Source organism: Halpernia sp. GG3 (assembly GCF_052976925.2).
In genome coordinates, this window is sequence record NZ_JBRIIR020000017.1 from 521,570 (window position 1) to 545,456 (window position 23,887).

The following is a 23,887-nucleotide window of genomic DNA, read 5'->3' on the forward strand; positions in this document are numbered from 1 at the left end:
AAATATATGTTAATTTTGTGTAATAATTTTTTAATATGTGTGGAATTTCGGGTATCGTTTATCGGGAAATAAAAAGTCAAAGTAAATATCAAAATATTCTTAAAGATATGACTGATTCTATTTCTCATCGCGGTCCGGATGATGAAGGTTTTGAGTATTTTGACAATTGTTTTTTAGGTTTTAGAAGACTCTCAATTGTAGATCTTTCACCAGATGGCCATCAACCAATGTATTCTCAAAATAAAAATGAATGCATCGTTTTTAATGGTGAAATATATGGATACAGAAATATTAAAAAGGAAATGTCATCTGTTACTTTTAAAAGTAATACCGACACAGAAGTAATTTTGGAACTTTTCAAAAAACACGGCGAAAAACTTCCAAAACATTTAAATGGTATGTTTTCCCTAGCGATTTGGGACGAGAGCGCCCAGCATTTGTTTTGTGCCCGAGATCGTTTCGGAGAAAAGCCTTTTTATTACGCCATTGGCAAAAACGGCGAGTTTATTTTTGCTTCCGAAATTAAAGCAATTCTCGCAACCGGTTTAGTTAATAAAGAATTGAACGACGAAGCGCTAAATCATTATTTGCGGCATATGTACGTGGATAGCCAGCAAAGCATTTACAAAAATATTAAAGTTTTACCTCCCGCTTCGCAACTAATTTATAAAAATGGCGAGATTTCTATTTCTCAATATTGGGATTTTTCACAAAAAACGTGTAAACTTTCAGAAAATGAAATTTATAAAAAATTTGAAGAACTAGTCGAAAATTCTGTTAAAAAACAAATGGTTGCAGATGTAAAAGTAGGGGCTTTTTTAAGTGGAGGACTAGACTCAGGAACATTGGTAGCCTTAGCTTCAAAAAAAGCAAAAAATTTAGCAACGCTAGGTTTTAAATATGAAGGAGAACTGGATGAAATGCCCGAAGCCAGGAGTATTGCAGAAAAATACAAAACAAATCACAGTGAGATAAGTTTTAACAAAGAAGAGCTTGTAAAACTTTTAAAAACTGTGCTTTCTAAATTAGATGAACCGCTTGCAGATACCGCAATAATGGCAACCTACAAAATTTGTGAACAGGCAGCAAAAAAAATGACTGTTGTGATTACTGGAAACGCTGGTGATGAGCTATTTGGAGGCTATAAGTGGTATCAGGAAGAACTGAATATTTTGCAAAAAGGCAATGTAAATCCCAGCTTTAGCACAATTTATAAAATTGGTTCTACTTTTGGTAAAATAACTGGTTCTAAAAAAGTTCAAAATTACTTTTTAGATAAAGTTTTCAGGTCAAAATATTCTGATATCATTTCTTATCAAAGAAATAAAGTTCATAATAATTTTTCGGAATCTGAGGTATTAGAGTTATTAGGAAAAAATATAAAATACGAACATTTTTACAGTTTTCCTTTGGACAAAAATGAGGTAAGTACCTCTATGAAAATGGATCTTACAAATATCATCCCGGGTGATTATCTGGTTAAAGACGACCGGATCGCGATGATGCATTCCATTGAACTTCGGACTCCTTTTTTAGATAAAGATCTGGTAGAATTTTGCTCAAGTTTACCTTCAAAATACAAAATTAACCAATCTCAAACTAAAATTATTTTACGCAAAGTTTTTGGTCACTTATTAACAGCAAATATTTTAAATAAAAAAAAGCAGGGATTTGGTGCGCCAGTTTCAGAGTGGCTAAAATTCCCGGAAATGATGCAGTTATCAGACGAAATTTTGAAAAATCCAAAATCTGCCCTATTTATGAAACTTAATTTTAAAGAAACTCAAAAATATTTAGATTTCACTTATAAACATTGGTCGCTGCTAGTTTTGGGGATTTGGATGGAGTCACATTCTCAATAATCGCTTTATTTATTAGGGTTTCAATAATTTCTAAATGCTTTTTTAAAGAAGTGTTTTTTAAAGAATCCTGCTTCCCAGCTTCGCCCATCGCTTTAGCTAGCTTTCTATCCGAATATAATTTAATCATAAAATCTGCCATCTTCTTTTCATCATTCTCCGCTACTAAAAAGCCGGTTTTTTCATTTGAAACAACATCAGGAATTCCCGCATGAAAAGTGGAAATAATTGGTAAACCCGCTGCTGCAGCTTCAATTATAGCAACTGGTGTTCCTTCTTTATCTCCATTTTTCGCTGTTACAGAATGTTGAAGAAAACAAAATGATTTTTGTAAATATTCTAAATGTTCTTCTTTAGAAATCCAACCAATTAAATTAACATTTTTTTCTATTCTAAGTTTTTGTACCAAAATTCTGCATTCATTCATCAATTCTCCCTCTCCACCGAAAATTAGATTACAGTCGGGAAAATGTTTGACAACCTCTGCAAAAGCTTTAATAGTAATTTGTGGGGATTTAGTTTCGGAAAAACGTCCCAAAGCAAAAAAACTCTTGGAACTGTAATCTGCTGAAATTTTGTAAAATCTTCTGTCCGCACCGATTGGTGAATGAATTATTTTGTTTTTTGTGAAACCAAATGCTTCAAGTTTAGCAATCATATCTTTTGCAACCGGAACGGTATAACTTTGATAGGAAGATAATTGTTCATATTTTTCCTGAAATTGCAAAACAGTTTCCTGTCGATTAATTTCAAAACCTAAAACATTCGAAATAATTGGAATATTGAGCTCTTTGCACACCTCAAAAGTTGAGGCAGCTGTATTTAAATATTCAGCTAAAACACAGTCAATTTTGTTAGATCTTAAAATTCTTTTTAATATCCATTTTCTGTATTTTTCTAAAATAATTGTGTTACCAAAAGCGGCTATCGTTAAAAAATACCGAATTATTTTCTGGTGTTTTTTTGATGTGCCAACTTTAAATATCGGCACCATTCCTCCAAAAAGCACGATGTTTCGAAAGGGTAAATCTTCTATATAACCTCTGCTAAAAGTGCCCATAGGTTTGTGAAAACCATTAGTTAAAATCGCAATTTTTTTAGTTGATTCCATTTGTAGATCTAAATCATGATTCGAGCAATCCTAAAGCGGTCTCACTATAATTTCCTGCTTTACAGTCACTATTGAATTTGATGGGATGTCTTTGAAAATTAAAACACCAGCACCTAAAATCACATTATCTCCTATAGTTACGTCTTTTAAAATGGTGACGTTTGCACCCGTCCACACATTATTTCCTATTTTAATTTTACCAACACTAAAGTTTGTTTTTGACACTAAAAATGGATCGGTCGTATATTTATGATTGTGGTCAAATAGCTTCATTCCCTCACCTAAAATACAATTTTCACCAATTTCTATCGTACCAAGACAAGAAATTGTAGCGCGTGTGATGTAGGTGCCTTTCCCAATTTTTAAATTGGCGTCATTTTTAACAGTAATAAAGTTATTTTGATTCATTGCTGTATTTTCAGCAAAGTTAAAAACGGCCGTGGGCGAAATATCTAAAAAGTTGTCAGTTCCCAATTTAAAACTGGAATGGATGTTACTTTTTGAATTTTGTAAAAAAAGATTTCTCTGGGCAATTCGCTTAAAGTTATTTAAGAAATAGCTTAATTTAAGAAATAATTTAGATAAAAATGAAATCATTAAAGACAGTTTGTTTATGCTAAGATGTAAAGATAATATTTTCATAATTATTTCTTTATTTTTACACTAAATATTAAATAATGAGCGAAATTTCAACGATTGCAAAAACTCTCGCAGGCTATTTAGCAAGACCCCAGCTATACCCCGAGTTGGGAAGAAAAATTTATAAAAATATTTTCAATAGAAAAGCTGCTTTTAAAGGAAAGGAAAGTGCAAAATTGTGGTGTCAAAAAAATGCAGTATCGCAAGAAGAAGCTATAAAAATAATATTAAATTTCAGCGATTATAAAAAAATTGAAGAATTGTTTCCAGATATTTTGCAGCAGGCTAATCTTGCGGAAAAAAATTGTCCTGTGAAAATGGGCGGTGCTGGTGCTTTAGATCTTATTTATTACATGAATGAATATCTTAAATCCAAAAATGCTGTAGAGACTGGTGTTGCTTACGGCTGGAGTTCACTGGCTGCTGTGTTGTCCCTAAAACAGAGATCAGGAACTTTATACAGCTCCGATATGCCCTATCTTGGAAAAGAAAATGATCAATATGTAGGATGCGTTTTGCCAGAAAATCTCAGATCTTACTGGAAACTTTTTAAATTTGCCGACAGAGAATCTTTACCAAAAATTTTTAAAATTCAGAACCAAATGGATTTTGTGCATTATGACAGTGATAAATCTTACAATGGAAGGATGTGGGCCTACCCTTTATTATACAAATATTTACGTGTTGGCGGAATCTTAATGAGTGATGATATTGGGGACAACGCGGCATTTATGGATTACTGTCAAGAAAATAATTTTGAGGCCAAAGTGGTGGAGTTTGACGGTAAATACGCCGGATTTATATTTAAAAAATAAAGAGATGTCTCAGCCTTTGGTGACGATTTCTATACCGCTATACAATTGTGAAGATTTCTTAGAAAAATGTCTGGAATCAGTTCGTGCACAAATCTATCCTAATCTGGAAGTTACTTTAATTAATGACCAAACGCCCGATAAAAGTGTTGAAATTACAGAAAATTTTATTCTAAAACACCAGCTCAAAAACTGGAAAATATACCATTTAGAAAAAAACTCGGGATTATCAGTCGTCCGTAACAAAGGTATTAAAACTGCTCACGGAAAATATTTGTTTTTTTTGGATAGTGATGATATAATTACAGCGGATTGCATTGCAACTTTAGTCGAAATCTCAGAAAGGACCGGGGCAGAAATGACTATTTCTCAGTTAGAATGTGAGCAGGCTGAAACCGGGGCGAAATCTTTTTGTATACCTATAAAATCCGACAGAAAAGTTTTAAGTGGAAATTTAGAGATTTTTAAAGAATTTACAAATTCCAAATTAGTAACCTACGCTGTCAACAAGCTATTTTTGTCTGATTTCGTTCGAAAAAATAATATTTATTTCACAGAAGGGCTTTTTGCACAGGATGAACTTTGGACATTTCACTTCATGTTAAAGCTGAATAAAGTAGCAATATGTAAAAAAACGACTTACATATATTTTTTGCACAGCAAATCGGTCATTCATAATAGAGATAAAAAACATTTTGATAATTGGGCAACAATTGTCAGCTACTTTAGCGCGGCCAGGCGTGCAGAAATAAACAATGAATATAAATCATTAATAAACACACATATTATTAATTATAAGTCAATGACTTTAATAATGAACTGGAAAGCGAAAAAAGAAGATGCATCTTGGCTTTACAGTTTTAAAATTTACAAAAAATATCCAGATCTGACTTTCCTCGATTATTTTTCATCACGCTATTCCTTTGAAACTAAAAAGAAAGCATTTCAGCTCTCCATTCCGGCATTTTTAGCACTAAAAATATTTAAATATAAATACTACAGATAATTATTTTTTAAGTTTGTAAAAGTAATTTATCAAAGTGTAATTGGATAAAAGAATTTGGTTGTATAATTTGGATAATCCAGAATATTTTTTCAAAATAAATTTTCTATTTAAAGCATTATAAGAATTTCTTAGACGCTCATCATAGAACTTTAGTTTTTCCGATGAAAGGCTTGGTTTGAAATGTTGAAATATTTTCACTGCATTCACAAAATTTTTATAGGCAACAACCTCAAAATTTTCCTTCCTATGTTCATACAGATCAAACTTTATGGCGAATTGTCTTAAATAGATGTCCGATGCAAGGATGTCTATCTTTTTTAAATTAAAAGATTTTGCTGAAGAATTACTGTAAATAAAATGCGTGTAGATACCGATGCAACTACCTATTTTTTTAACATGCTGCAAAATTTGGCGCTCTACGATCTCGTCGGCATTTAACAATCTTTCCGTGAACCTAAAAGAATGCTTATTAAAAATATCTTGTCGGTATAATCCCCTAAAATAAAAATCATAATTACCTATTGTTTTTTCCAGAGCTTGAGCACCGGTAATGTTATTAGATTTGTAGTCGGAAATATTTTCTAAGCGGTTGTCTAAAGAATAAATACTTTTTACATCCCCGTTTGTCTGCATGGTTTTTACAATAAATCCCACCATATCTAATTCTGGTCGGTTTCTAAATACTGCAATAGCAGACTCTACAGCTTCACTGCTAATGCCGTCATCATGATCAAACAGCATAATATAATCACCTTTTGCAGAATCTTGTCCCGCGGCTTTTGCGTATTGTGCTGTGCCCTCGTTTTCTTTATCAATAATTTGAATCCGACTATCTTTCTTCTGAAAAAGTTGTAATTGCTCAAGTGTGTCGTCAGTTGATCCGTCATTTACACATATAAATTCAATATTTTTGTACGTTTGGCTCAGAAGTGAATCCATTGCAACTTCTACAAAATTTCCCAACGAAACTGAATTGTAGAATGTAGTAATTATGCTAACTAAGGGATTCATAAATTTTCTAATAACTTATTTTTTAATTTTCAAAATTAAATATAATATTTTTTAAGAATATTCATTAAATAATCATCTTTTGAAGTCAGATTGTTTTCTCTGAAATAATCCTCTGTTTCCGGTATATTGATATCATAACCCGAACCGTTTTTTACTAGGTTTAAATCTAATTTTTTATGATAAAAACGCTCAATTATTTCTAGAATTTCAACGATGGAATAATTTTGTAGATATGCCATGTTAACGATTCGATTTAGATAATTTTCATTTAATAATTTTTCGGTAATTTTTTTTATATCTTCAGCATCAATTAGATTTCGCGTGGCTTTTGTGTGAACATTAATTGTGTTTTCCTCCTTCGCGCAACGCATTAAATAATTTACCAAAAGATTCGGGTTTCCGCCTTTTCCAACAACATTACTGACCCGCAAAATTAAAAATTCTTTAGATTCATTTTTAATGATCTGTTCCATTTTTAGTTTATGCAAAACATAATCACTTCCATTTTTAGAAGAATCGTATATACTGCACGTAGAAAAATAAACAAAAATTTTATCCGGATTTTCTTTTAAACTTTTTCTTATTAAATTTTCTTCGCGCTCAAAATGCGCCACTTCTTTTTCCAAAGAATTAGAAACACCTGAGGCAAAAAAAACCACATCATTTCGGTAGTTTTCTTTAAAAAGTGAAGCTATTAAGCCATTTCCGACAACCATAGTTTTTGTTTTAAGTAAAAATAATAAAAAAGATCTGACATTATTCAATAAATTTTCAAAACCAAAAAATCCGGTAATACTTAATTACCGGATTTTAAAATTTTAATACAAATTTTAATACAAATTTTAAGAACCTAAATTCGAATAAGAACTTTCTATAAAAGCAGTTAAATCTTTTCCTTTTAAAAGGTTTTGAGATAATTTAGCCAGATTAAAAGCCTGATGAATCAATGTTTTTTGTTGATCGGCATCTTCCAAATGTAAAATTTTCTCAGCTAAATTACTGTTAGAATTTATTACTAAATTGTACATTTCCGGCATATTTCCCATTCCAAACATTCCACCGCCGCCGCCGGTTGCTTGCATATCTTTCATGCGACGCATAAATTCTGGTTGTGTAATAAGAAAAGGCGCATCAGAACTATCCAAATCTTCTACTTGCATCGCATAAGAATTATTTTCTAAATTTTTCTCTACGATTGTTTTCAGTTTTTCTTTGTCTTCATCATTTAACTTTGAAATTGTCGGCTCGTCTTTCTCAATTAATTTATTTAAATGATCTGCATCTACTCTCGCAAATGCAATATTATCTTTCGAAGTTTCTAATTTCTGAATTAAATGTGGGGTAATTGGTGAATCTAATAATAATACCTCATATCCTTTTTCTTTGGCTTTTTGAATGTAACTATCTTGTGCATCAGCATCTGTCGCATAAAGTAAAATCGTTCTGCCGTTTTTATCGGTTTGGGAATCTTTTACTTTTCCAATCAATTCATCCCAAAGGAAATATTTTTTGTCAACAGTTGGATAAAGCGCAAATTTATCAGATTTCTCATAGAATTTCTCCTCCGAGATCATCCCATATTCAATCACGATCTTAATGTCATTCCACTTTTTCTCGTAACCTTCACGGTCTTCGTTAAATAAGGAAACCATTTTATCACCCACTTTTTTGGTGATATAGCTTGATATTTTTTTCACGGCGCCGTCCGCCTGTAGATAAGAACGGGAAACATTCAACGGAATATCTGGTGAATCAATCACACCGCGCAAAAGCATTAAGAAATCAGGTACAATTCCTTTCACCTCATCGGTTACATAAACCTGATTTTGATACAGTTGAATTTTATCCTTTTCAATGTTTAAATTATTTGCCAGTTTTGGAAAAAATAAAATTCCGGTTAGATTAAAAGGATAATCGACATTTAAGTGAATATTAAATAAAGGCTCTTCAAACTGCGTTGGATAAAGCTCATGGTAGAAATTTTTGTAATCTTCATCAGAAAGGTCAGCTGGATTTTTGGTCCACGCTGGGTTAGGATTATTGATAATATTATCAACTTCCACAGTTTCCGCTTTTGTGTCATCCGCAGCATCTTCAGGTAAAGGAAGTGTTTCAGTTTTTGTTCCAAATTTGATTGGAACCGGCATAAATTTATTGTACTTCGTCAGTAATTCTTTGATGCGGTAATCTTCCAAAAACTCCGTAGAATCATCTGCAATATGTAAAATTATTTCCGTGCCGCGGGTCGTTTTCCCCGGATAATCTTCTAAAGTAAATTCTGGTGAGCCGTCACAAACCCAACGAACCGCGATGGAATCTTCATTAAATGATTTGGTTAATATCTCAACTTCTTTTGCCACCATAAAAGCAGAATAAAAGCCTAAACCGAAATGTCCTATTATCCCTGAATCTTTCGCAGAATCTTTATATTTTTCTAAAAATTCTTCAGCGCCAGAAAATGCAACTTGATTAATGTATTTTTCAACTTCCGCAGAAGTCATTCCCACACCGTGATCAATAAGGTGAATTTTTTTGTTTTCTTTATCTACTTTTACTTCAATTTCGATGCTGCCTAATTCACTTTTAGCTTCACCGATATTGCTTAAATGTTTTAATTTTAAAGTCGCATCTGTTGCATTTGAAATTAATTCACGAAGAAAAATTTCGTGGTCGCTGTAAAGAAATTTCTTAATTAAAGGAAAAATATTTTCCACCGAAACATTAATATTACCTTTTGTCATAATTTTTAATTTTAATGAAAATTATTTTACAAAAAAAATACCACCGATTGGAAGGTGACAAATTGGCGGAAAGAACGATAAATTTATTTTATTATTTCAGCAAGAATTCTTTCTGCAGCTTTGCCATCACCGAAAGGGTTTTGAGTGCTTTCAAAAATATATTCTTTTTCGTTATTAACAATTTGATTAAAATTTTCTTTAATTTTTTGAATATCATCACCAACTAAAATACCGCAGCCACAATGTAAAACTTCTGGTCGTTCTGTTTCATTTCTTAAAATTAAAACTCTTTTTTGCAAACTTGGTGCTTCCTCCTGAATGCCGCCAGAATCTGATATTAATAATTTTGCTTTTGCCATCATTTTAATGGCATCTACGTAATTTAAAGGTTCCGAAAAAATAATATTTACCGGTTTATTTTTATCTAAAATATCTAAAATTATTTTACGTGTATTTGGATTTGGATGCAAGGTCCAGTAAAATTTAACGTGCGGATTTTCTTCCGCTAATTCTTTGATGGCGTGGGAAATATTCGCTAAAGGTTTACCTATGTTTTCCCGTCGGTGCGCGGTTATGAAAACAGAATCCTCATATTCAAGAGCAATATTTTCTTTTTTTAAAACATATTGAATCATATCGACAATTGTGTTCCCAACCAAGAAAATTTTAGATTGCGGAATATTTTCGGCTAAAAGATTGTTTTTGGAAAGTTCTGTTGGCGAGAAATTAATATCAGAGGTTAAAGAAACCGTTCTGCGATTAAACTCTTCCGGAAAAGGGAATTTAATAGTCGATGTTCTAAGCCCAGCTTCTATGTGGTAAAATTTCTTTTGTTCTAAAAAAGCGACCATTGAACAAGCTAAGACAGTTAATGTATCGCCCTGAGCAATTATTTTTAAAATATTTTCGCGGTGAACCAAATTTGAAATATCATTGATCAGTTTCGCAATTAAATTAGAATTCGTAAACTCTGGAGACTGAACTGATAAACTGAAATTTGGTGAAACTTTGAAATCATTTTCCATTTCAGACAAAAGGGAATCGTGTTGTCCGGTATTTATTAAACAAACTGGTAAATTATTTTTATTAAATTCTAAAATTAAAGGAAATACCTTTAAAAATTCCGGACGCGTTCCGTAAATAATTGCGGTTTGTGACATTCAAAGTGTTTGAGCAAAAGTAGTAAAAATATTAATTTATGATTTAATTTTTAATCGTTTTGTAATATGTTTTACCAACATTTTTAAAGGAAATTGCGATAGAATATCATCAGCAGACATCATTTTTTGGTTATTAATAACGTTGTGAATTTCCTGTACGCCGTTTGGCAGGTCGCGTAAAGATTTCAAATAAAAATGGGTGTGTACAAAATCTTTAAAGGGATTTGGCGTGTCTCTTTGATGCCACGTTCCAATGAAATGATGCGCCGTGTAGTTTTTTGGCAGATCTAAACAGAAATAGCTGGAAGGATAAATTGCGATACCGTCAGCCAATTCCTGGTATTCATCTTTATCGGGATTTATTTTGTATTCTCTTTCTAGTAATTCTGAAACAAAAATTGTGTTCGTAGTAAGGTCAAAATCTGATTTTTGATTGTAAAAATCCAACACTTTTTTTGGCCAGGGATGATTTTTTTCTGTCGCCCAAAGTGCAGTAAATGGACTTCCGGTAATTTCAAAACCCGAAAAAGCACGGTGATGCAAAAACTCGTTAAGACTGTGTTTTACTTCGACGTCGATATCCATATAGATGCCACCTTCATTAAACAAAGCCAGAGCCCTTGCATAATCTGAAACAAAAGCCCATTGTCTTTTTTCTGCAGCTAATTTTACGTAGTCACAGCAGGAAATGTCAAAATTGGATTCATTCCATTCTATAATTTCATAGTCTGGCAAGTATTTTTTCCAACTTGCAATACAGATCTGAAAATATTCTGGCAAAGGATTTCCGCCAAACCAGCAATAGTGTATTTTTTTAGGAATCATAAGTTGACAGTTTTCTTTTAACAAAAGAATTCATTGGTTTTTCATAAAGTTTGTAAGATAGCAAACTAATAATGACTGTGATTAAAAACAGCAAAAGTGTGTAAGAAATATCATTTAAAGTAATTATAAAAGTCTCTTTAAACCAAATTCCATATTCTAAAACTAAATAATGGATCATGTAAAAGCCAAAACTTATTTCTCCCAAAAGTACAAGCCATGAAGCTGAGAGTATTTTTGAGAAAAACCCTTTCTGGTGAGCAAATGTGTAGATTATGAGACACATAGGAATCCAATAATAGATTGAAAATCTAAAACCCCGGGTTACAAAATTGTGGAAAGCAAAAAACAATAAAAATATTATAATAGAAAATCCTTCCATAAAACTTGCTTTTCTGGAGGTGTAAAATATTTTCAAACTGTGTTCTTTGTAAAATTTGTAAAGCAAAATACCTAAAATAAAATCTAAGCTGCGGCTAATTGGATTGATATAGAAATAAGATTTATGAAAAGTTTCGGGTGTAAGTGTAATTGAGATCAAAAGGAAAACACCGATCAAAATTGGTAGAAATTTTTGAAATACGTGTTTTTTATTAAAAATTATTAGGTAAAAGGGGAACAAAAGATAAAAAAACATCTCATCTGAAATACTCCAGGATGGCGCATTGAAAGAGGTGTAAAAATTTTGTAATGGCACAAAACTTTGCGTTAGTGTGAGATTGGAGAGAAATTCTAATACACTAAAATTATTTTTAAATATAAAAAAAGGTAGAATTAAAAGTAAGGTTATTAGATGAAGCGGATAAATTCTGGCAAATCTCGCAACGTAGAACTTTTTAATTGAAATTTCTTTCTCCAGGATTTTATTTTCATAACTGTAAGTGAGAATAAAGCCACTTAAAATAAAGAAGAAACTAACTCCCAAATAACCTTCAAAAAAAACATTTCTTGCGATCCATTTGTATAGAGAACTGTGGGTCTGCACAAATCCCAAATGACTTGTGAAAACCATTAAGGCGAAGAAAAAACGAAGCGAAGTTAAAGGTTTGATCATTTGAATTTAATTTTTTCTAAATTCTAATAGTCGCATGCTATTGAGCGCTTTTAAAATATTAAAATTTTTTAAAAATTCCAGATAAAGTGCTTTTTTATTGTAGATAAAATCACCGTCATAGATTAGTTCGCTAATTTTGGTAAGCATAAATTGCTTTGCGTTTTTAGACAGACTAAAATTATATATTTCAAAATAAGTATCGTAATAGTAATGGAATAAATTTAAATTTTTTTGTTGCTCTGAAATTAAAGACGATTGGTAAGATTCTGCATGAAAGCGTCTTCTAGACAATATATCAGAAGTTGCGATTCCATTTTTTGTTCTTAAAACTAATTTTGAAAAATAATTATATTCTTCTGCAGAGTTACTTTTCTCTGTAAAGACGATGCTTTTGGCAATGCTTGATTTAATAATGGGATCTAAAGTAAGCCAATTGATTTTTTTAGTAATGAAATTATCTGCCGTGATCGGAACTTTTCCCAAATCTCTATAATTAATAGGATTTAGATTGTTTGGGTTGTCAAAATATTCTGTCCTTGCAATTACAAAATCATAATTTTTTTCGATAATTTTATCCAACTTTTTTTCTACATGATTTTGCATCATGATATCATCGCTGTCAAAAAAAATAACATACTCTCCTTTGGCTTCTTTTAATCCAATATTCCTGCAAGAATTAGCACCTTTTGGTGACTTTGAATCTCTGATTATCAGTTTAAAACGTCGGTCTATTAATGAATAACGTTTTATTATTTCGCTAGAATTGTCATCAGATCCATCATCAATTATGATGCATTCCCAATTTGTGAATGACTGGGTAACGATAGAGTCTAATGTCTCACTAATTAAACTCGCTCTGTTGTAATTGGGGATGATGATGGAAACTTTAGCAATCGTTTTCATCCCGAACTTCTTTTATTGCTTCTAACCATTTTCTGCCAAACTTTTGATCCGGTTCTAAATGATTACCTTCTGCCCATTCATTCCAAGATTTAATAATAACAAACTGTGGATTTTCAGGATTCTTTAATAATCTTGATACAGTTTTATTCAAATGTTCTTTCCAAAACTCAGGTTTTGAATTATGAAAAATTAAAGATTTATTTTTGGTTCTGGAAGAATTGTCCCAGTTGGGAATGGCGCAAGGAATATATTTTTTATGCGGATAATCCTGATCAAAAACAGCGATTAAATTTTTGTATTCAATAGCTAGCGGTTTTTTTCTGTTGCTCACATCATTTGTAAAACCTAATTTTTTCTTGACGCGGATTTCATAATTTTGCAATAGTCGAGAAGAGAATACTGGTTTATAATTATATCGAACTCTGTTAAATATATCTGTCCCAACTACCCCGAAAATATGCTCATTTTTAGTAACGCGAATCGAATTTGGATAACCTGCAGAGATAAAATATATACCTCTGAAACCTGCAGAAATAGCTAATCTATTAAAGGTATTTACAAAAATCTCGAAATCTGGTATGTCATGTATTTTGTACAAATGAAACATTGGCATATTGTCAATAATTATATATCTTTCATCTTGAAAAAACGGCAACAAATAGTTAAAATAAGCTTCATAAGCTTCTGCGCCGCCATATTCCTGTTCAATTAAGACAGCTGGATTGTCTAAACCGTGCCAAATTCCTTTCCATGTTTCGTTTGCCCAGCAAAAGCAAAAAGGTGTTTTTATATTTTTATTTTTCAACATGGCTTCTGCAGGTTTTTCTAAAAGTATTTTGTCTTTGTTAAACCAGTATTGGTAATAAATAAAACCATCGATGCCATACTCTTCGGCTAATTTAGATTGCGCTTCCTGCACTTCTGGAAGACGTAAATCATAAAATCCTAAATCCGACGGCAAAACTGGCTGTCTGTGATTTTTAAAAAGTGGTTTTGCTTTTACAACGTTCGTCCATTCAGTAAAACCTTTTCCCCACCATTCATCATTTTCCGGAATAGGGTGAAACTGTGGTAGATAATAGGCGAGGAATTGTATTTTTTTTGGCATAATTAGATCAATAATTTATATTAGAAAATTTATTTGCCAACTTTAACTGTTTTATTAATCTTTTCTAAAATCTTTTTTGCGTTTAAATCAATATTGTGTGTTTCATTAGATTTTTCAATCATCGTTACTTTGTGATGATTAAGTAAATCTCTATTTTGCTCAATATGATCTAAATAATTGTTGACTTCTTTAGTGTCTCCGTAAGGCGCAACAAAACCTACATCCTTAATAAACTCTTCTGTACCTCCTGCCCCTTTAAAACAAATTATTGGAATTCCGTATGAAGATGCTTCTACCATTACTAGAGGGTATGGATCTTCACGAGATGAGAGGTAAAATATATCTATAATATTATAAAAATCTGAGTAATTTTCTGAAGATGGTATTAAAATTAATTTTGGTTTTATTTGATATTTATGCAAGTCATAATTGATTTTATCATACTCATCTGTATTATCAATCCCGACCCAAACAAAATAAATATTTTTATTGGTATTTTCTATACAAGTTCTGATAAAAAGATCATTTCCTTTACGCCATTCAAAAGTACCGAGCATTGCTACAACTACCGCTTCATGCGGTATCTTATAATGTGATTTTAAATTAATTCTTATTTCTTTATTTACTATATTTTTTTTTATCTCTTTAAATGAGTATACAACTTCTGTATTTTCAGGTTTTATTTTGTGATTTTCAATTAAATTAAATTTTACCATTTCAGATCCACAAAAGAAAAAATCTGTTTTTTCCAAAGTTGCTGCAACTCTGTTTCTTTTATTGTAAAAATTAATGGAATTTTCTAATTCGTGTATATAACTGAAAAGTGGAATATCTGACGTATTTATTTTTTCTAGAATTTTGCCATTGGTAATGGTATTAGAAAATATAAAACTCCATTTTTGAGAATTTATTTTTCTGAAAATAGATGCTTCATATTGTCGTTCTAAAATGTTGTTAAGTCTTTTAATTTTATAGTTATAATTTTTATGCAAAATGTAAACAAATGCGTATTTTCGAAATTCTTCTAATAATGGTCCATCTTTATCAATTATAATACTAATCTCATAATCTGCGTGCTTGGTTTTAATCCAGCGCACGAAATCCAAAAACATTATTGGCGCCCCTGTTCTTGCTGCATCATGAGAAATTAGTAATATTTTTTTTTTCATTTGTGGTTTTTAGCCTTGTGCTGTTCTGAATTTTATATATTATTTAATTGCTTAAATATTATTTTATAAATTAGTTTTTAAACATCAATGATAAAAAATGGAGTGTAAAATTATGATCATATTAAAATAGACTTTTTAATGCATTTTAATTATTAACAAGCAATTTTTTACGATAGCAAAATATATTTAGTTGCTGATTAAAGGAGGTTTTTTGTTCGTCAAAGTAGGGATATTTAATAACGTCTGCTGCTAATTTAATGTAATATTCGAAGCCGCTTTCTTTAATCACATTGAGTACATCACCAAGATTCTGAGGAGAACCTGTTAATCCATGGTATTCTAAAAATAAATTTTTGACGGTTCCTAAATGTGGTGCAATGTCAAAGATAACTTGATTTTCTGCACCTTCAATATCTATTTTGAGGAAATCAACCGTTTGTAAGAGGTATTTTTTTAAATCAACAGATTGCACTTTTACAATGTTCTTTTTATTACTATAGTCAACTACTGAAGATCCGGCAACTCCACCTTCAGAATAGAAAGACAACTCAGTATCTTCTATCCAAACAGCTTCTTTTCGTAACTCAATATTATTCAGATCATCCACTAACTTTATATTAGTTAGAAGTTTATTAAATATTTTTTCATCTGGCTCAAAGCCTAAAATTTTAGCTTTCGGATACAATCTTTTAAAGTAAAGAATGCTTACGCCTATATTTGCGCCACAATCAATTATAAATGGATGATCTGTTTCAGATACAAATTTATAGACTTCATCCTCAAAAATTTCATCAATCAAATGCAGAAATGCATTTCCATGTGAGTAATAAAAATTGTTTTCAAAAAGTTTTGTAACACCCTCACTATCTGGTGATGTTTTTTTGATCCGGTTAACTTCACCTCGGCTGATTCCTGTTTTGTCATTAATTAAAAGTTCGGTATTTTCTAAATACCTTTCATTTTTATAAATTTGATGGATTTTTTTTAATTTTTGTATTGTATTTTTCATAATGTTATTTCCAGGTGTACCTTCCGAAGACAGATCCATAATCGTATTCGCCATGTTTTGATAGATAAGAACCAGCATCTATAACGGTAAATTTACATACATCTTCCGCCACATCAAGCGGGGCTATTTTCGGCTGATTGATAAATGCATGTATAGAATAATTCCCTCTTACTAAATTTCCCGCTTCAATCGTTAAAGTCATTAAAGCATCTACAGATTGCCGTTCACATGAAAAAACTCTTCTTTTTCTAGAATCCAATATTGTCACGAAAAAGCTACTATTTGAGATTTTCTCATTTATACTTAGGTAAAATTTTAAATTTATAGGCTCATTATGTACAAACTCTTTCGAAATATTTCCATTATCATTTAGAACTTCAATTTGTTTGATATACATTTTCTTTCCGCCGTTATCTTTCAAATTACGATAGACAGCATCATTATTATCGGCATTGAGATACGTGGATATAGTTTCTCTGAGTAATCCTGAATATTCTACCAGCCCGTTATTAAGTAAAATTCCAGTATTACAAATTTGAGATACTGCGTTCAGATCATGACTTACAAATAAAACCGTTCGTCCTTCGCCTTTAGAAACATCGCCCATTTTCCCTAAACATTTCTTCTGAAATTCGGCATCACCTACAGCTAAAACTTCATCCACAATCAGTATTTCTGATTCTAAATGCGCCGCCACGGCAAAAGCCAGACGAACATACATTCCAGAAGAATAGCGTTTTACAGGGGTGTCAATGTATCTTTCAACACCAGAAAAATCAACGATCTCATCAAATTTTCTTTTGATCTCTTTTCGTGTCATACCGAGAATGGCGCCGTTTAAATAAATGTTTTCCCGTCCTGTCATTTCAGGATGAAAACCTGTGCCCACTTCCAGTAAAGAGGCAATTCTTCCTTTGGTATGAATTTTTCCAGTGGTTGGTTTGGTGACTTTGCTTAATAATTTTAAAAGAGTAGATTTTCCTGCACCATTTCTACCGATTATACCAACTGCATCGCCCTGTTCTATTTCGAAATTAATATCCTTCAAAGACCAGACATATTCACTCTCTCCAACAACCGTCCGGTCATTAGTTTCCCCAATTTTTAGATAGGGGTCTTCTTTACCACGGATCTGGTGCCAGAAACGGTTTAAATCATGGCTGATGGTTCCTGTGCCTACTTGACCAAGTCTATATTGTTTTGATATGTTTTCAGCTTTTAATGCCAGCATTGATTTAAAATTAATTTTTTACTTTTTATTTTGCCTTCTAAACCGTGTCCATAAAGCTTTTCTCCACTTTATTAAATATCAAAGTGCCAATAGCCAAAAGAATAAAAATGATAATGGTGCTTGATATTAACATTTCCGGACGGAAACCCTCAGTGCCTAACCAAGCGTGTTTAAAACATTCGAAAATACCTGTTAGCGGATTATAATCTGCGTAAGTCTGTATGCTTTTTGGTAAAGCTGAAATTGGATAAATGACAGGTGTTGCATACATATACAAACTCACACCAAAACCCAAAAGCATTTGTAAGTCCCGATATTTAGTAGTTAATGCCGAAAAAATCATTCCCGCTCCCAGTGCAAATGCAGCCATTAAAATAATAAGAAATGGTGTAGCTAAAATCCATAAATTTGGTGTTACTTCTCCTTTACTAAAATAATAAAAAAAGCCAACTAAAAATAGAAGGAACTGAACTCCGAAGCGCATTAAATTGGATAAAACAACGGACAAAGGCATTACTAAACGTGGAAAATACACCTTGCCAAAAATCGCAGCGTTTCCTGTGAAAACACTTGAAGTCCCATTAAGACAGCTGGAAAAGTAATTCCACAAAGTGACACCAGCTAAATAAAATAAGATTTTTGGCGCACCGTCGGTTGAAATATTTGCTATTTTACCGAATACCAAAAGATACATCAAAGTGGTGAAAATAGGATTGATAAAAAACCAAATCGGACCTAAAATCGTTTGCTTAAAACCGGATACAAAATCCCGTTTTACGAACATATAAACCAAATCTTTATATTCCCAAACTTCTTTTAAATTAAGGTTAAAGAGAGAATTTTCAGACTCGATGGTTTCAGTCCATTCCTGCTTATTTTCTGTCATTTCGTGCTTTGTGTTTAATTCAGCAAAAATAAGATTTTTTAATTATTACAATGTAAATATTTAGCAGTCTTATTTATAATGAAATGTTTATCAATCTCTTAAAAATTGAACACTAAACTAATTTTTTCAGATAATCGCCATAACCACTTTTTCCATATTTCTCTGCAGACTTTAAAAGTTGATCTTTGTTAATAAATCCTTTTACATAAGCAATTTCTTCAATACAAGATATTTTAAAACCCTGTCTTTTTTCAAGAACTTTTACAAATTCTGAAGCTTCGTGCAATGAATCAAAAGTGCCTGTATCTAACCAAGCCGTTCCACGAGACATAACGCCAACTTCTAACTGGCCTTTTTCCAGATAAATTCTATTAACATCGGTGATTTCTAGTTCACCACGAACGGAAGGTTTTAAATTTTTTGCAATTTCTACCACAGAATTATCGTAAAAATACAAACCAGGCACCGCAAAATTTGATTTTGGTTGTTCTGGTTTTTCTTCAATAGAAATAGCTTTCAAGTTTTCATCAAATTCGACCACCCCATATCTTTCAGGATCAGAAACCTGGTAGGCGAAAACGCAACCACCTTTTACAGTCGTTTTGCTAGATAAAAGTTTTGGCAGACCACTTCCGTAAAATATATTATCACCCAAAACTAGGGCTACAGAATCATTGCCTATAAATTCTTCTCCCAAAATAAAAGCCTGCGCCAAACCATCGGGACTGGGTTGAATTTTATACTGGATATTGCATCCAATTGCTGAACCGTCGCCCAAAAGTTTGATAAATCCTTCTTGATCGTGTGGCGTGGTAATAATTAAAATATCCTTAATTCCAGCCAAAAGTAGCGTAGAAAGCGGGTAGTAAATCATTGGTTTGTCATAAACCGGCATGAGTTGTTTGCTCACAGCAATCGTTAATGGATAAAGTCTGGTGCCGGAACCGCCGGCTAAAATAATTCCTTTCATAATATTAAGAATATTGTTTGTTGTAATAATTTTGATAGTTACCTGAAGACACATCGTCAAGCCATTGCTTGTTTTCCAAAAACCAGTCAATTGTTTTTCCTAAGCCTTCTTCAAAAGTGACACTTGGTTTCCAGCCCAATTCTTTATTTAGTTTTGTAGCATCAATTGCGTAACGTAAATCGTGTCCGGGTCGGTCTTTCACGTAAGTGATCAATTTTTCTGAATGACCCGCAGGTTTTCCTAATTTTTCATCCATTTGTTTGATGAGTTCTCTTACCAAATCAATGTTTTTCCATTCATTAAAACCGCCGATGTTATAAGTTTCGCCAGTTTTTGCATCATTAAATATTTGGTGAATTGCTTTTGCGTGGTCAATTACATACAGCCAATCGCGCGTATATTTTCCATCACCATAAATTGGCAAAGGTTTTTCGTTAATGATATTTAAAATACAAAGCGGAATTAATTTTTCCGGGAAATGATTTGGGCCATAATTATTAGAACAATTTGAAATAATAAAAGGCATTCCGTAAGTATTTCCGTAAGCGCGAACTAAATGATCGGAAGCGGCTTTACTTGCAGAATAGGGCGATTTCGGATCATAAGAAGTCTCCTCAGTGAAAAACCCAGTTTCGCCTAAACTTCCATAAACTTCATCTGTAGAAACGTGATAAAAAAGAAAATCTCGCTTTTCATCCGGGAAATTTCCGTGTTGATGATCTGGGTTTAACGTCCAGAATTCTCTGGCTAAATTTAAAAGATTTGCAGTGCCGTTTACATTCGTATTTATAAAAGCGTTCGGATCTGTAATGCTTCTGTCTACGTGGCTTTCTGCGGCAAGATGAACGATCGCTTCCGGTTTGTATTTTTCAAAGATCGGACGCAATTCTTCCGGTTTAGTAATATCTGCTTTCTCGAAAACATAGTTTGGTTCGTTCTCGATATCCGTTAAATTTTCCAGATTTCCAGCGTAAGTTAAAGCGTCCAGATTAATAATTGTTTTTTCCGGATTATTCTTTACAAATTCCCTTACAACGTGCGAACCGATAAATCCTGCGCCACCTGTGATTATTATTGTGTTCATATTGATTTTAAAATTTAAATATGTGTTTGTTTTTAATTTCTATTTTTATCCAATCGTTCTTCTTCCAATACTTTTATAATAAAAACCATTCTGCTCCGGCAATTCAAGTGGGAACATATTTCGACCGTCAAAAATGGCTTTATTTTTTAATTTTTCTGCCATTAATTTAAAATTCGGATTTTTAAATTCTGACCATTCTGTCGTAATTAAAAGACAATCTGCGTCTTCTAAAGCAGAATACATGTCTTTAGCATAGGAAATTTTATCACCTAAAATTTTCTTTACATTTTCCTCAGCAATAGAATCATACGCAATAATTTCTGCACCTTTTTCTAATAAAATTTTAATATTATCTAAAGAAGAAGCTTCCCGTATGTCGTCCGTATTTGCTTTAAAAGCCAAACCCCAAAGTGCAATTTTTTTACCATTAAGGTTGCCTTCGAAATAATTTTCAATTTCTGAAACCAAAATAACTTTTTGTGAAATATTTACATTTTCAGTCGCTGCTAAAATTTGAAAATCAAAATTTTCCTGTTTTCCACTTTTAATTAGGGCTTTCACATCTTTTGGAAAGCAGCTTCCACCATAACCAATTCCCGGGAACAAAAATCGGTGTCCAATTCTATCATCACTTCCCATCCCGAGACGCACTTTATCTACATCTGCACCCACTTTTTCACAATAATTCGCAATTTCGTTCATGAATGTGATTTTCACCGCAAGAAAAGAATTAGAGGCATATTTTGTAAGTTCGGAAGATTTCTCGTCCATGAAAATTATTGGAATTCCGGTATTTGTAAAAGGCTGATAAACTTTAGACATATAAGATTTTGCTTTCTCAGAACTAGAACCAACCACCACTCTTGACGGATTCATCGAATCTTCTACGGCAAAACCTTCACGCAAAAATTCCGGGTTAGAAACCACATCAAATTCTACAGATGTTTTAGCCGCAATCGTTGCCCGCACTTTATCCGCCGTGCCTACAGGAACGGTAGATTTATTGACAATCACTTTATAAGAAGTCATCATTTCACCAATATCACTGGCCACTTTCAAAACATAAGATAAGTCTGCCGAGCCATCTTCGCCTGGAGGCGTGGGAAGTGCAAGATAGATAACGTCACTTTTTTCTAAAGATTCTTTTAAATTAGTAGTAAAAAATAAACGTTGTGCCTGAATATTTCGCAGAAATATTTCTTCTAAATTGGGTTCGTAAATTGGTACTTTGCCCAATTTCATGGCTTCAACTTTTTTCTCATCAATATCTACGCAGTACACTGAATTTCCTAATTCTGCTAAAGTAGTGCCTGTAACTAAACCGACATAGCCCGTCCCAACAATCGTTATATTCAAAGTTTGGTGTTTTTAATTTTGTCAAAAATACAAAATTTACCATACAATATTATTTATGTGCAATTAGTGTATTTGCATACCATTATTTTTTATTTTATCTTTGCAAAAGATTTACGGGATATAATGAGAAGGCTTCGGAAGAAAGCCTTTTTTCGTAGATTAACCTTCAGTATGATTTTAGATGAGTTTTAAAGAAAAAGTTGCCGGTTTAGTTAATGATTTTCTTGCAGAAAGAGAAGATTTGTTTTTAATAGAAACAAAAATAACGGCTGCGCAAGATATTACGGTGATTTTAGATGGCGACAATGGTGTTACACTTCAAGATTGTTTGGATGCAAGCCGCGCCATAGAATTTAATCTTGAGGAGGATGAAGATTTCAGTCTTCAGGTAATGTCTGCGGGTTTAAGTGAACCTCTAGAAACGCCGCGTCAGTTTAGAAAAAATATTGAAAGAGAAGTAGAAGTTTGGTTAAACAATGATGAAGAAATTGAAGGTGAACTTATTGCGGTAAGTGAAACGGATATCACTTTAAAATTACAGTACAGAAGACCAAAATTGATTGGCAAAGGCAAAGAAGATGTGGTAGAAGAAAGAAAGATTTCTTACAGCGACATAAAAAAAGCCTTAGTTATAGTAAAATTTTAAAAAATTTATAAAGAAAAAATAGATGGATAATTTAGCGTTGATTGAATCCTTTGGAGATTTTAAAGACGAGAAAGGAATCAGTAAGATAGATTTAATGGCTATTATTGAAGATTCCCTGAAGACTTTGCTTAGAAAAAGATATGATTCTGATGATCATTTTGATGTGATCGTAAATCCGGATAAAGGAGATTTTCAGATTTTTCTTAATAAAATGATCGTGGAAGATGAAATGTCTGAAGATGATGATTTAGAAATAGAAATCTCTGAAGCTAAAAAAATTGACGATAGTTTTGAAGTTGGTGAGGAATATACGCAAGAGATTTTAGTGTCGCAGTTGGGTAGAAGAAGTGTTTTAACTTTAAAGCAGATCTTGACTACTAAATTGCAGGAATATAACAATGCCGCGCTTTATGAAGAATTCCACGATAAGATTGGAGAGATTGTTGTAGGTGAAGTTCATCACATTAGAAATAAGCATGTTATTTTATTAGATGATGAAGGAAATGAATTTATCTTGCCAAAAGAAAATCAAATTCCCTCAGATTATTTTAAAAAAGGAGAAAGTGTTCGCTCAATCGTAGAAAGTGTTGATTTTCATGGTTCAAAACCACAAATTATTCTTTCCAGAACGTCACCAATTTTCTTGGAAAAATTATTGGAATTAGAGATTCCAGAAATTGCGGATGGTACGATTATTTTGAAAAAAGTAGTACGTATCCCTGGTGAAAAGGCGAAAATCGCGGTTGATGCTTATGATGACAGAATTGATCCCGTTGGTGCTTGCGTTGGTGTGAAAGGTTCTAGAATTCACGGTGTTGTTCGTGAGTTGAAAAATGAAAATATTGATGTTATTCAATGGTCTAAAAATCCTGAAATAATGGTGAAAAGAGCATTGGGTAATGTGACAGTTAATAAAATTGAGATTAACGAGGAAACAAAATATGCGCTTGTTTATACGCCTGTTGAAGAAATTTCTCGTGTTATCGGTAAACAAGGACAGAATATTCGTTTAGCAACTTGGCTAAGTGGTTATGAAATAGACGTTTATAGAGAGAAAAGAGAAGATGATGATGTGAATATCGATGAGTTTAGAGACGAAATCGAGGATTGGGTTATTGATGAGTTTAAAAAAGTAGGCTTACTAACAGCAAGAAGCATTGTAGATAAAGACACAGATGTGCTTGCAAAATTAGTAGATCTAGAAGAAGAAACTATCGATGATGTGAAACAAATATTAAAGGCGGAATTAGATATTTAAGTTTTCACTTTTACAAATTATATTAATTTAAATTAAAAAAAAACAGTTTTGT

General features: G+C 32.3%; 22 protein-coding genes. 5 read left to right on the plus strand and 17 right to left on the minus strand.

What is annotated here, in order from left to right:
• The first annotated feature begins 35 nt into the window (after nt 1-35).
• Nucleotides 36-1,862 (plus strand): asparagine synthase (glutamine-hydrolyzing), encoded by a 1,827-nt coding sequence (gene asnB / locus ACVBED_RS11850; RefSeq protein ID WP_447120478.1) that lies wholly within the window; start codon nt 36-38, stop codon nt 1,860-1,862.
• On the opposite strand, the gene ACVBED_RS11855 is transcribed toward asnB, so the two are convergent.
• On the minus strand, nt 1,801-2,970 hold the full coding sequence (locus ACVBED_RS11855) for a glycosyltransferase family 4 protein (protein ID WP_447120479.1): 1,170 nt from the start codon (nt 2,968-2,970) through the stop codon (nt 1,801-1,803). The genes asnB and ACVBED_RS11855 overlap by 62 nt on opposite strands.
• Nucleotides 2,971-3,000: 30 nt before the next feature.
• Nucleotides 3,001-3,567, minus strand: a complete 567-nt coding sequence (locus ACVBED_RS11860) for an acyltransferase (protein ID WP_473095042.1) — start codon at nt 3,565-3,567, stop codon at nt 3,001-3,003.
• 80 nt (nt 3,568-3,647) lie between these two features.
• Here ACVBED_RS11860 and ACVBED_RS11865 point away from each other — a divergent pair, with 80 nt between their 5' ends.
• Complete coding sequence (locus tag ACVBED_RS11865) at nt 3,648-4,424, plus strand: class I SAM-dependent methyltransferase (RefSeq protein ID WP_447120481.1); 777 nt, start codon at nt 3,648-3,650, stop codon at nt 4,422-4,424.
• Between the two features lie 4 nt (nt 4,425-4,428).
• Entirely contained in the window at nt 4,429-5,427 is a 999-nt protein-coding gene (locus ACVBED_RS11870) for a glycosyltransferase (RefSeq protein WP_447120482.1), read from the plus strand.
• Here the strand turns inward: ACVBED_RS11870 and ACVBED_RS11875 are convergent, their stop codons facing one another.
• The 15 genes from ACVBED_RS11875 to ACVBED_RS11945 form a co-directional block, all read right to left on the minus strand.
• The gene (locus tag ACVBED_RS11875; RefSeq protein ID WP_447120483.1) at nt 5,428-6,438 is read right to left on the minus strand and encodes a glycosyltransferase family 2 protein; all 1,011 of its coding nucleotides are present in this window, start codon (nt 6,436-6,438) and stop codon (nt 5,428-5,430) included. It abuts the gene before it with no gap.
• Nucleotides 6,439-6,473: 35 nt separating this feature from the next.
• A complete protein-coding gene (locus ACVBED_RS11880; protein ID WP_447120484.1) occupies nt 6,474-7,154 on the minus strand; it encodes an NAD-dependent epimerase/dehydratase family protein in 681 nt (226 codons plus the stop codon).
• A gap of 126 nt (nt 7,155-7,280) precedes the next feature.
• Entirely contained in the window at nt 7,281-9,179 is a 1,899-nt protein-coding gene (htpG, locus tag ACVBED_RS11885) for a molecular chaperone HtpG (RefSeq protein WP_447120485.1), read from the minus strand.
• Nucleotides 9,180-9,262: 83 nt separating this feature from the next.
• A complete protein-coding gene (gene wecB, locus ACVBED_RS11890; RefSeq protein WP_447120486.1) occupies nt 9,263-10,339 on the minus strand; it encodes a non-hydrolyzing UDP-N-acetylglucosamine 2-epimerase in 1,077 nt (358 codons plus the stop codon).
• A gap of 36 nt (nt 10,340-10,375) precedes the next feature.
• The gene (locus tag ACVBED_RS11895; protein WP_447120487.1) at nt 10,376-11,164 is read right to left on the minus strand and encodes a glycosyltransferase family 32 protein; all 789 of its coding nucleotides are present in this window, start codon (nt 11,162-11,164) and stop codon (nt 10,376-10,378) included.
• Nucleotides 11,154-12,215 (minus strand): acyltransferase family protein, encoded by a 1,062-nt coding sequence (locus ACVBED_RS11900; protein ID WP_447120488.1) that lies wholly within the window; start codon nt 12,213-12,215, stop codon nt 11,154-11,156. The genes ACVBED_RS11895 and ACVBED_RS11900 overlap by 11 nt, the downstream gene beginning before the upstream one ends.
• A 6-nt stretch (nt 12,216-12,221) precedes the next feature.
• Complete coding sequence (locus ACVBED_RS11905) at nt 12,222-13,118, minus strand: glycosyltransferase family 2 protein (RefSeq protein ID WP_447120489.1); 897 nt, start codon at nt 13,116-13,118, stop codon at nt 12,222-12,224.
• Nucleotides 13,102-14,226, minus strand: coding sequence for a glycosyltransferase WbsX family protein (locus ACVBED_RS11910; RefSeq protein WP_447120490.1), 1,125 nt, complete (start codon nt 14,224-14,226; stop codon nt 13,102-13,104). The genes ACVBED_RS11905 and ACVBED_RS11910 overlap by 17 nt, the downstream gene beginning before the upstream one ends.
• A 29-nt stretch (nt 14,227-14,255) precedes the next feature.
• A complete protein-coding gene (locus tag ACVBED_RS11915; RefSeq protein ID WP_447120491.1) occupies nt 14,256-15,395 on the minus strand; it encodes a glycosyltransferase in 1,140 nt (379 codons plus the stop codon).
• A gap of 145 nt (nt 15,396-15,540) precedes the next feature.
• Complete coding sequence (locus ACVBED_RS11920) at nt 15,541-16,458, minus strand: FkbM family methyltransferase (RefSeq protein WP_447120492.1); 918 nt, start codon at nt 16,456-16,458, stop codon at nt 15,541-15,543.
• Complete coding sequence (locus ACVBED_RS11925) at nt 16,409-17,635, minus strand: ABC transporter ATP-binding protein (RefSeq protein ID WP_447120493.1); 1,227 nt, start codon at nt 17,633-17,635, stop codon at nt 16,409-16,411. Before ACVBED_RS11925 ends, ACVBED_RS11920 begins: the two co-directional genes overlap by 50 nt.
• A gap of 37 nt (nt 17,636-17,672) precedes the next feature.
• Nucleotides 17,673-18,521 (minus strand): ABC transporter permease, encoded by an 849-nt coding sequence (locus tag ACVBED_RS11930; protein ID WP_447120494.1) that lies wholly within the window; start codon nt 18,519-18,521, stop codon nt 17,673-17,675.
• 112 nt (nt 18,522-18,633) lie between these two features.
• On the minus strand, nt 18,634-19,491 hold the full coding sequence (rfbA, locus tag ACVBED_RS11935) for a glucose-1-phosphate thymidylyltransferase RfbA (protein ID WP_447120495.1): 858 nt from the start codon (nt 19,489-19,491) through the stop codon (nt 18,634-18,636).
• A gap of 4 nt (nt 19,492-19,495) precedes the next feature.
• The gene (gene rfbB, locus ACVBED_RS11940; RefSeq protein ID WP_447120496.1) at nt 19,496-20,575 is read right to left on the minus strand and encodes a dTDP-glucose 4,6-dehydratase; all 1,080 of its coding nucleotides are present in this window, start codon (nt 20,573-20,575) and stop codon (nt 19,496-19,498) included.
• 45 nt (nt 20,576-20,620) lie between these two features.
• Nucleotides 20,621-21,931, minus strand: coding sequence for a UDP-glucose dehydrogenase family protein (locus tag ACVBED_RS11945; protein ID WP_473095043.1), 1,311 nt, complete (start codon nt 21,929-21,931; stop codon nt 20,621-20,623).
• A gap of 181 nt (nt 21,932-22,112) precedes the next feature.
• On the opposite strand from ACVBED_RS11945, the gene rimP reads away from it, so the two are divergent.
• Both rimP and nusA read left to right on the plus strand, forming a co-directional pair.
• A complete protein-coding gene (gene rimP, locus ACVBED_RS11950; RefSeq protein WP_447120498.1) occupies nt 22,113-22,577 on the plus strand; it encodes a ribosome assembly cofactor RimP in 465 nt (154 codons plus the stop codon).
• A 22-nt stretch (nt 22,578-22,599) separates the two neighbouring features.
• Entirely contained in the window at nt 22,600-23,835 is a 1,236-nt protein-coding gene (gene nusA, locus ACVBED_RS11955; RefSeq protein ID WP_447120499.1) for a transcription termination factor NusA, read from the plus strand.
• Nucleotides 23,836-23,887: the final 52 nt, after the last annotated feature.

Excerpts from the sequence above, each read along its gene's own strand:
- asnB (WP_447120478.1), top strand. The coding sequence starts at position 36 with ATGTGTGGAATTTCGGGTATCGTTTATCGGGAAATAAAAAGTCAAAGT.
- ACVBED_RS11915 (WP_447120491.1), bottom strand. The coding sequence starts at position 15,395 with ATGAAAAAAAAAATATTACTAATTTCTCATGATGCAGCAAGAACAGGG.
- htpG (WP_447120485.1), bottom strand. The coding sequence starts at position 9,179 with ATGACAAAAGGTAATATTAATGTTTCGGTGGAAAATATTTTTCCTTTA.
- ACVBED_RS11905 (WP_447120489.1), bottom strand. The coding sequence starts at position 13,118 with ATGAAAACGATTGCTAAAGTTTCCATCATCATCCCCAATTACAACAGA.
- rfbB (WP_447120496.1), bottom strand. The coding sequence starts at position 20,575 with ATGAACACAATAATAATCACAGGTGGCGCAGGATTTATCGGTTCGCAC.
- ACVBED_RS11910 (WP_447120490.1), bottom strand. The coding sequence starts at position 14,226 with ATGCCAAAAAAAATACAATTCCTCGCCTATTATCTACCACAGTTTCAC.
- wecB (WP_447120486.1), bottom strand. The coding sequence starts at position 10,339 with ATGTCACAAACCGCAATTATTTACGGAACGCGTCCGGAATTTTTAAAG.
- ACVBED_RS11865 (WP_447120481.1), top strand. The coding sequence starts at position 3,648 with ATGAGCGAAATTTCAACGATTGCAAAAACTCTCGCAGGCTATTTAGCA.
- rimP (WP_447120498.1), top strand. The coding sequence starts at position 22,113 with ATGAGTTTTAAAGAAAAAGTTGCCGGTTTAGTTAATGATTTTCTTGCA.
- ACVBED_RS11875 (WP_447120483.1), bottom strand. The coding sequence starts at position 6,438 with ATGAATCCCTTAGTTAGCATAATTACTACATTCTACAATTCAGTTTCG.
- rfbA (WP_447120495.1), bottom strand. The coding sequence starts at position 19,491 with ATGAAAGGAATTATTTTAGCCGGCGGTTCCGGCACCAGACTTTATCCA.
- ACVBED_RS11900 (WP_447120488.1), bottom strand. The coding sequence starts at position 12,215 with ATGATCAAACCTTTAACTTCGCTTCGTTTTTTCTTCGCCTTAATGGTT.
- ACVBED_RS11925 (WP_447120493.1), bottom strand. The coding sequence starts at position 17,635 with ATGCTGGCATTAAAAGCTGAAAACATATCAAAACAATATAGACTTGGT.
- ACVBED_RS11855 (WP_447120479.1), bottom strand. The coding sequence starts at position 2,970 with ATGGAATCAACTAAAAAAATTGCGATTTTAACTAATGGTTTTCACAAA.
- ACVBED_RS11880 (WP_447120484.1), bottom strand. The coding sequence starts at position 7,154 with ATGGTTGTCGGAAATGGCTTAATAGCTTCACTTTTTAAAGAAAACTAC.
- ACVBED_RS11895 (WP_447120487.1), bottom strand. The coding sequence starts at position 11,164 with ATGATTCCTAAAAAAATACACTATTGCTGGTTTGGCGGAAATCCTTTG.
- ACVBED_RS11920 (WP_447120492.1), bottom strand. The coding sequence starts at position 16,458 with ATGGCGAATACGATTATGGATCTGTCTTCGGAAGGTACACCTGGAAAT.
- ACVBED_RS11870 (WP_447120482.1), top strand. The coding sequence starts at position 4,429 with ATGTCTCAGCCTTTGGTGACGATTTCTATACCGCTATACAATTGTGAA.
- ACVBED_RS11860 (WP_473095042.1), bottom strand. The coding sequence starts at position 3,567 with ATGATTTCATTTTTATCTAAATTATTTCTTAAATTAAGCTATTTCTTA.
- nusA (WP_447120499.1), top strand. The coding sequence starts at position 22,600 with ATGGATAATTTAGCGTTGATTGAATCCTTTGGAGATTTTAAAGACGAG.
- ACVBED_RS11930 (WP_447120494.1), bottom strand. The coding sequence starts at position 18,521 with ATGACAGAAAATAAGCAGGAATGGACTGAAACCATCGAGTCTGAAAAT.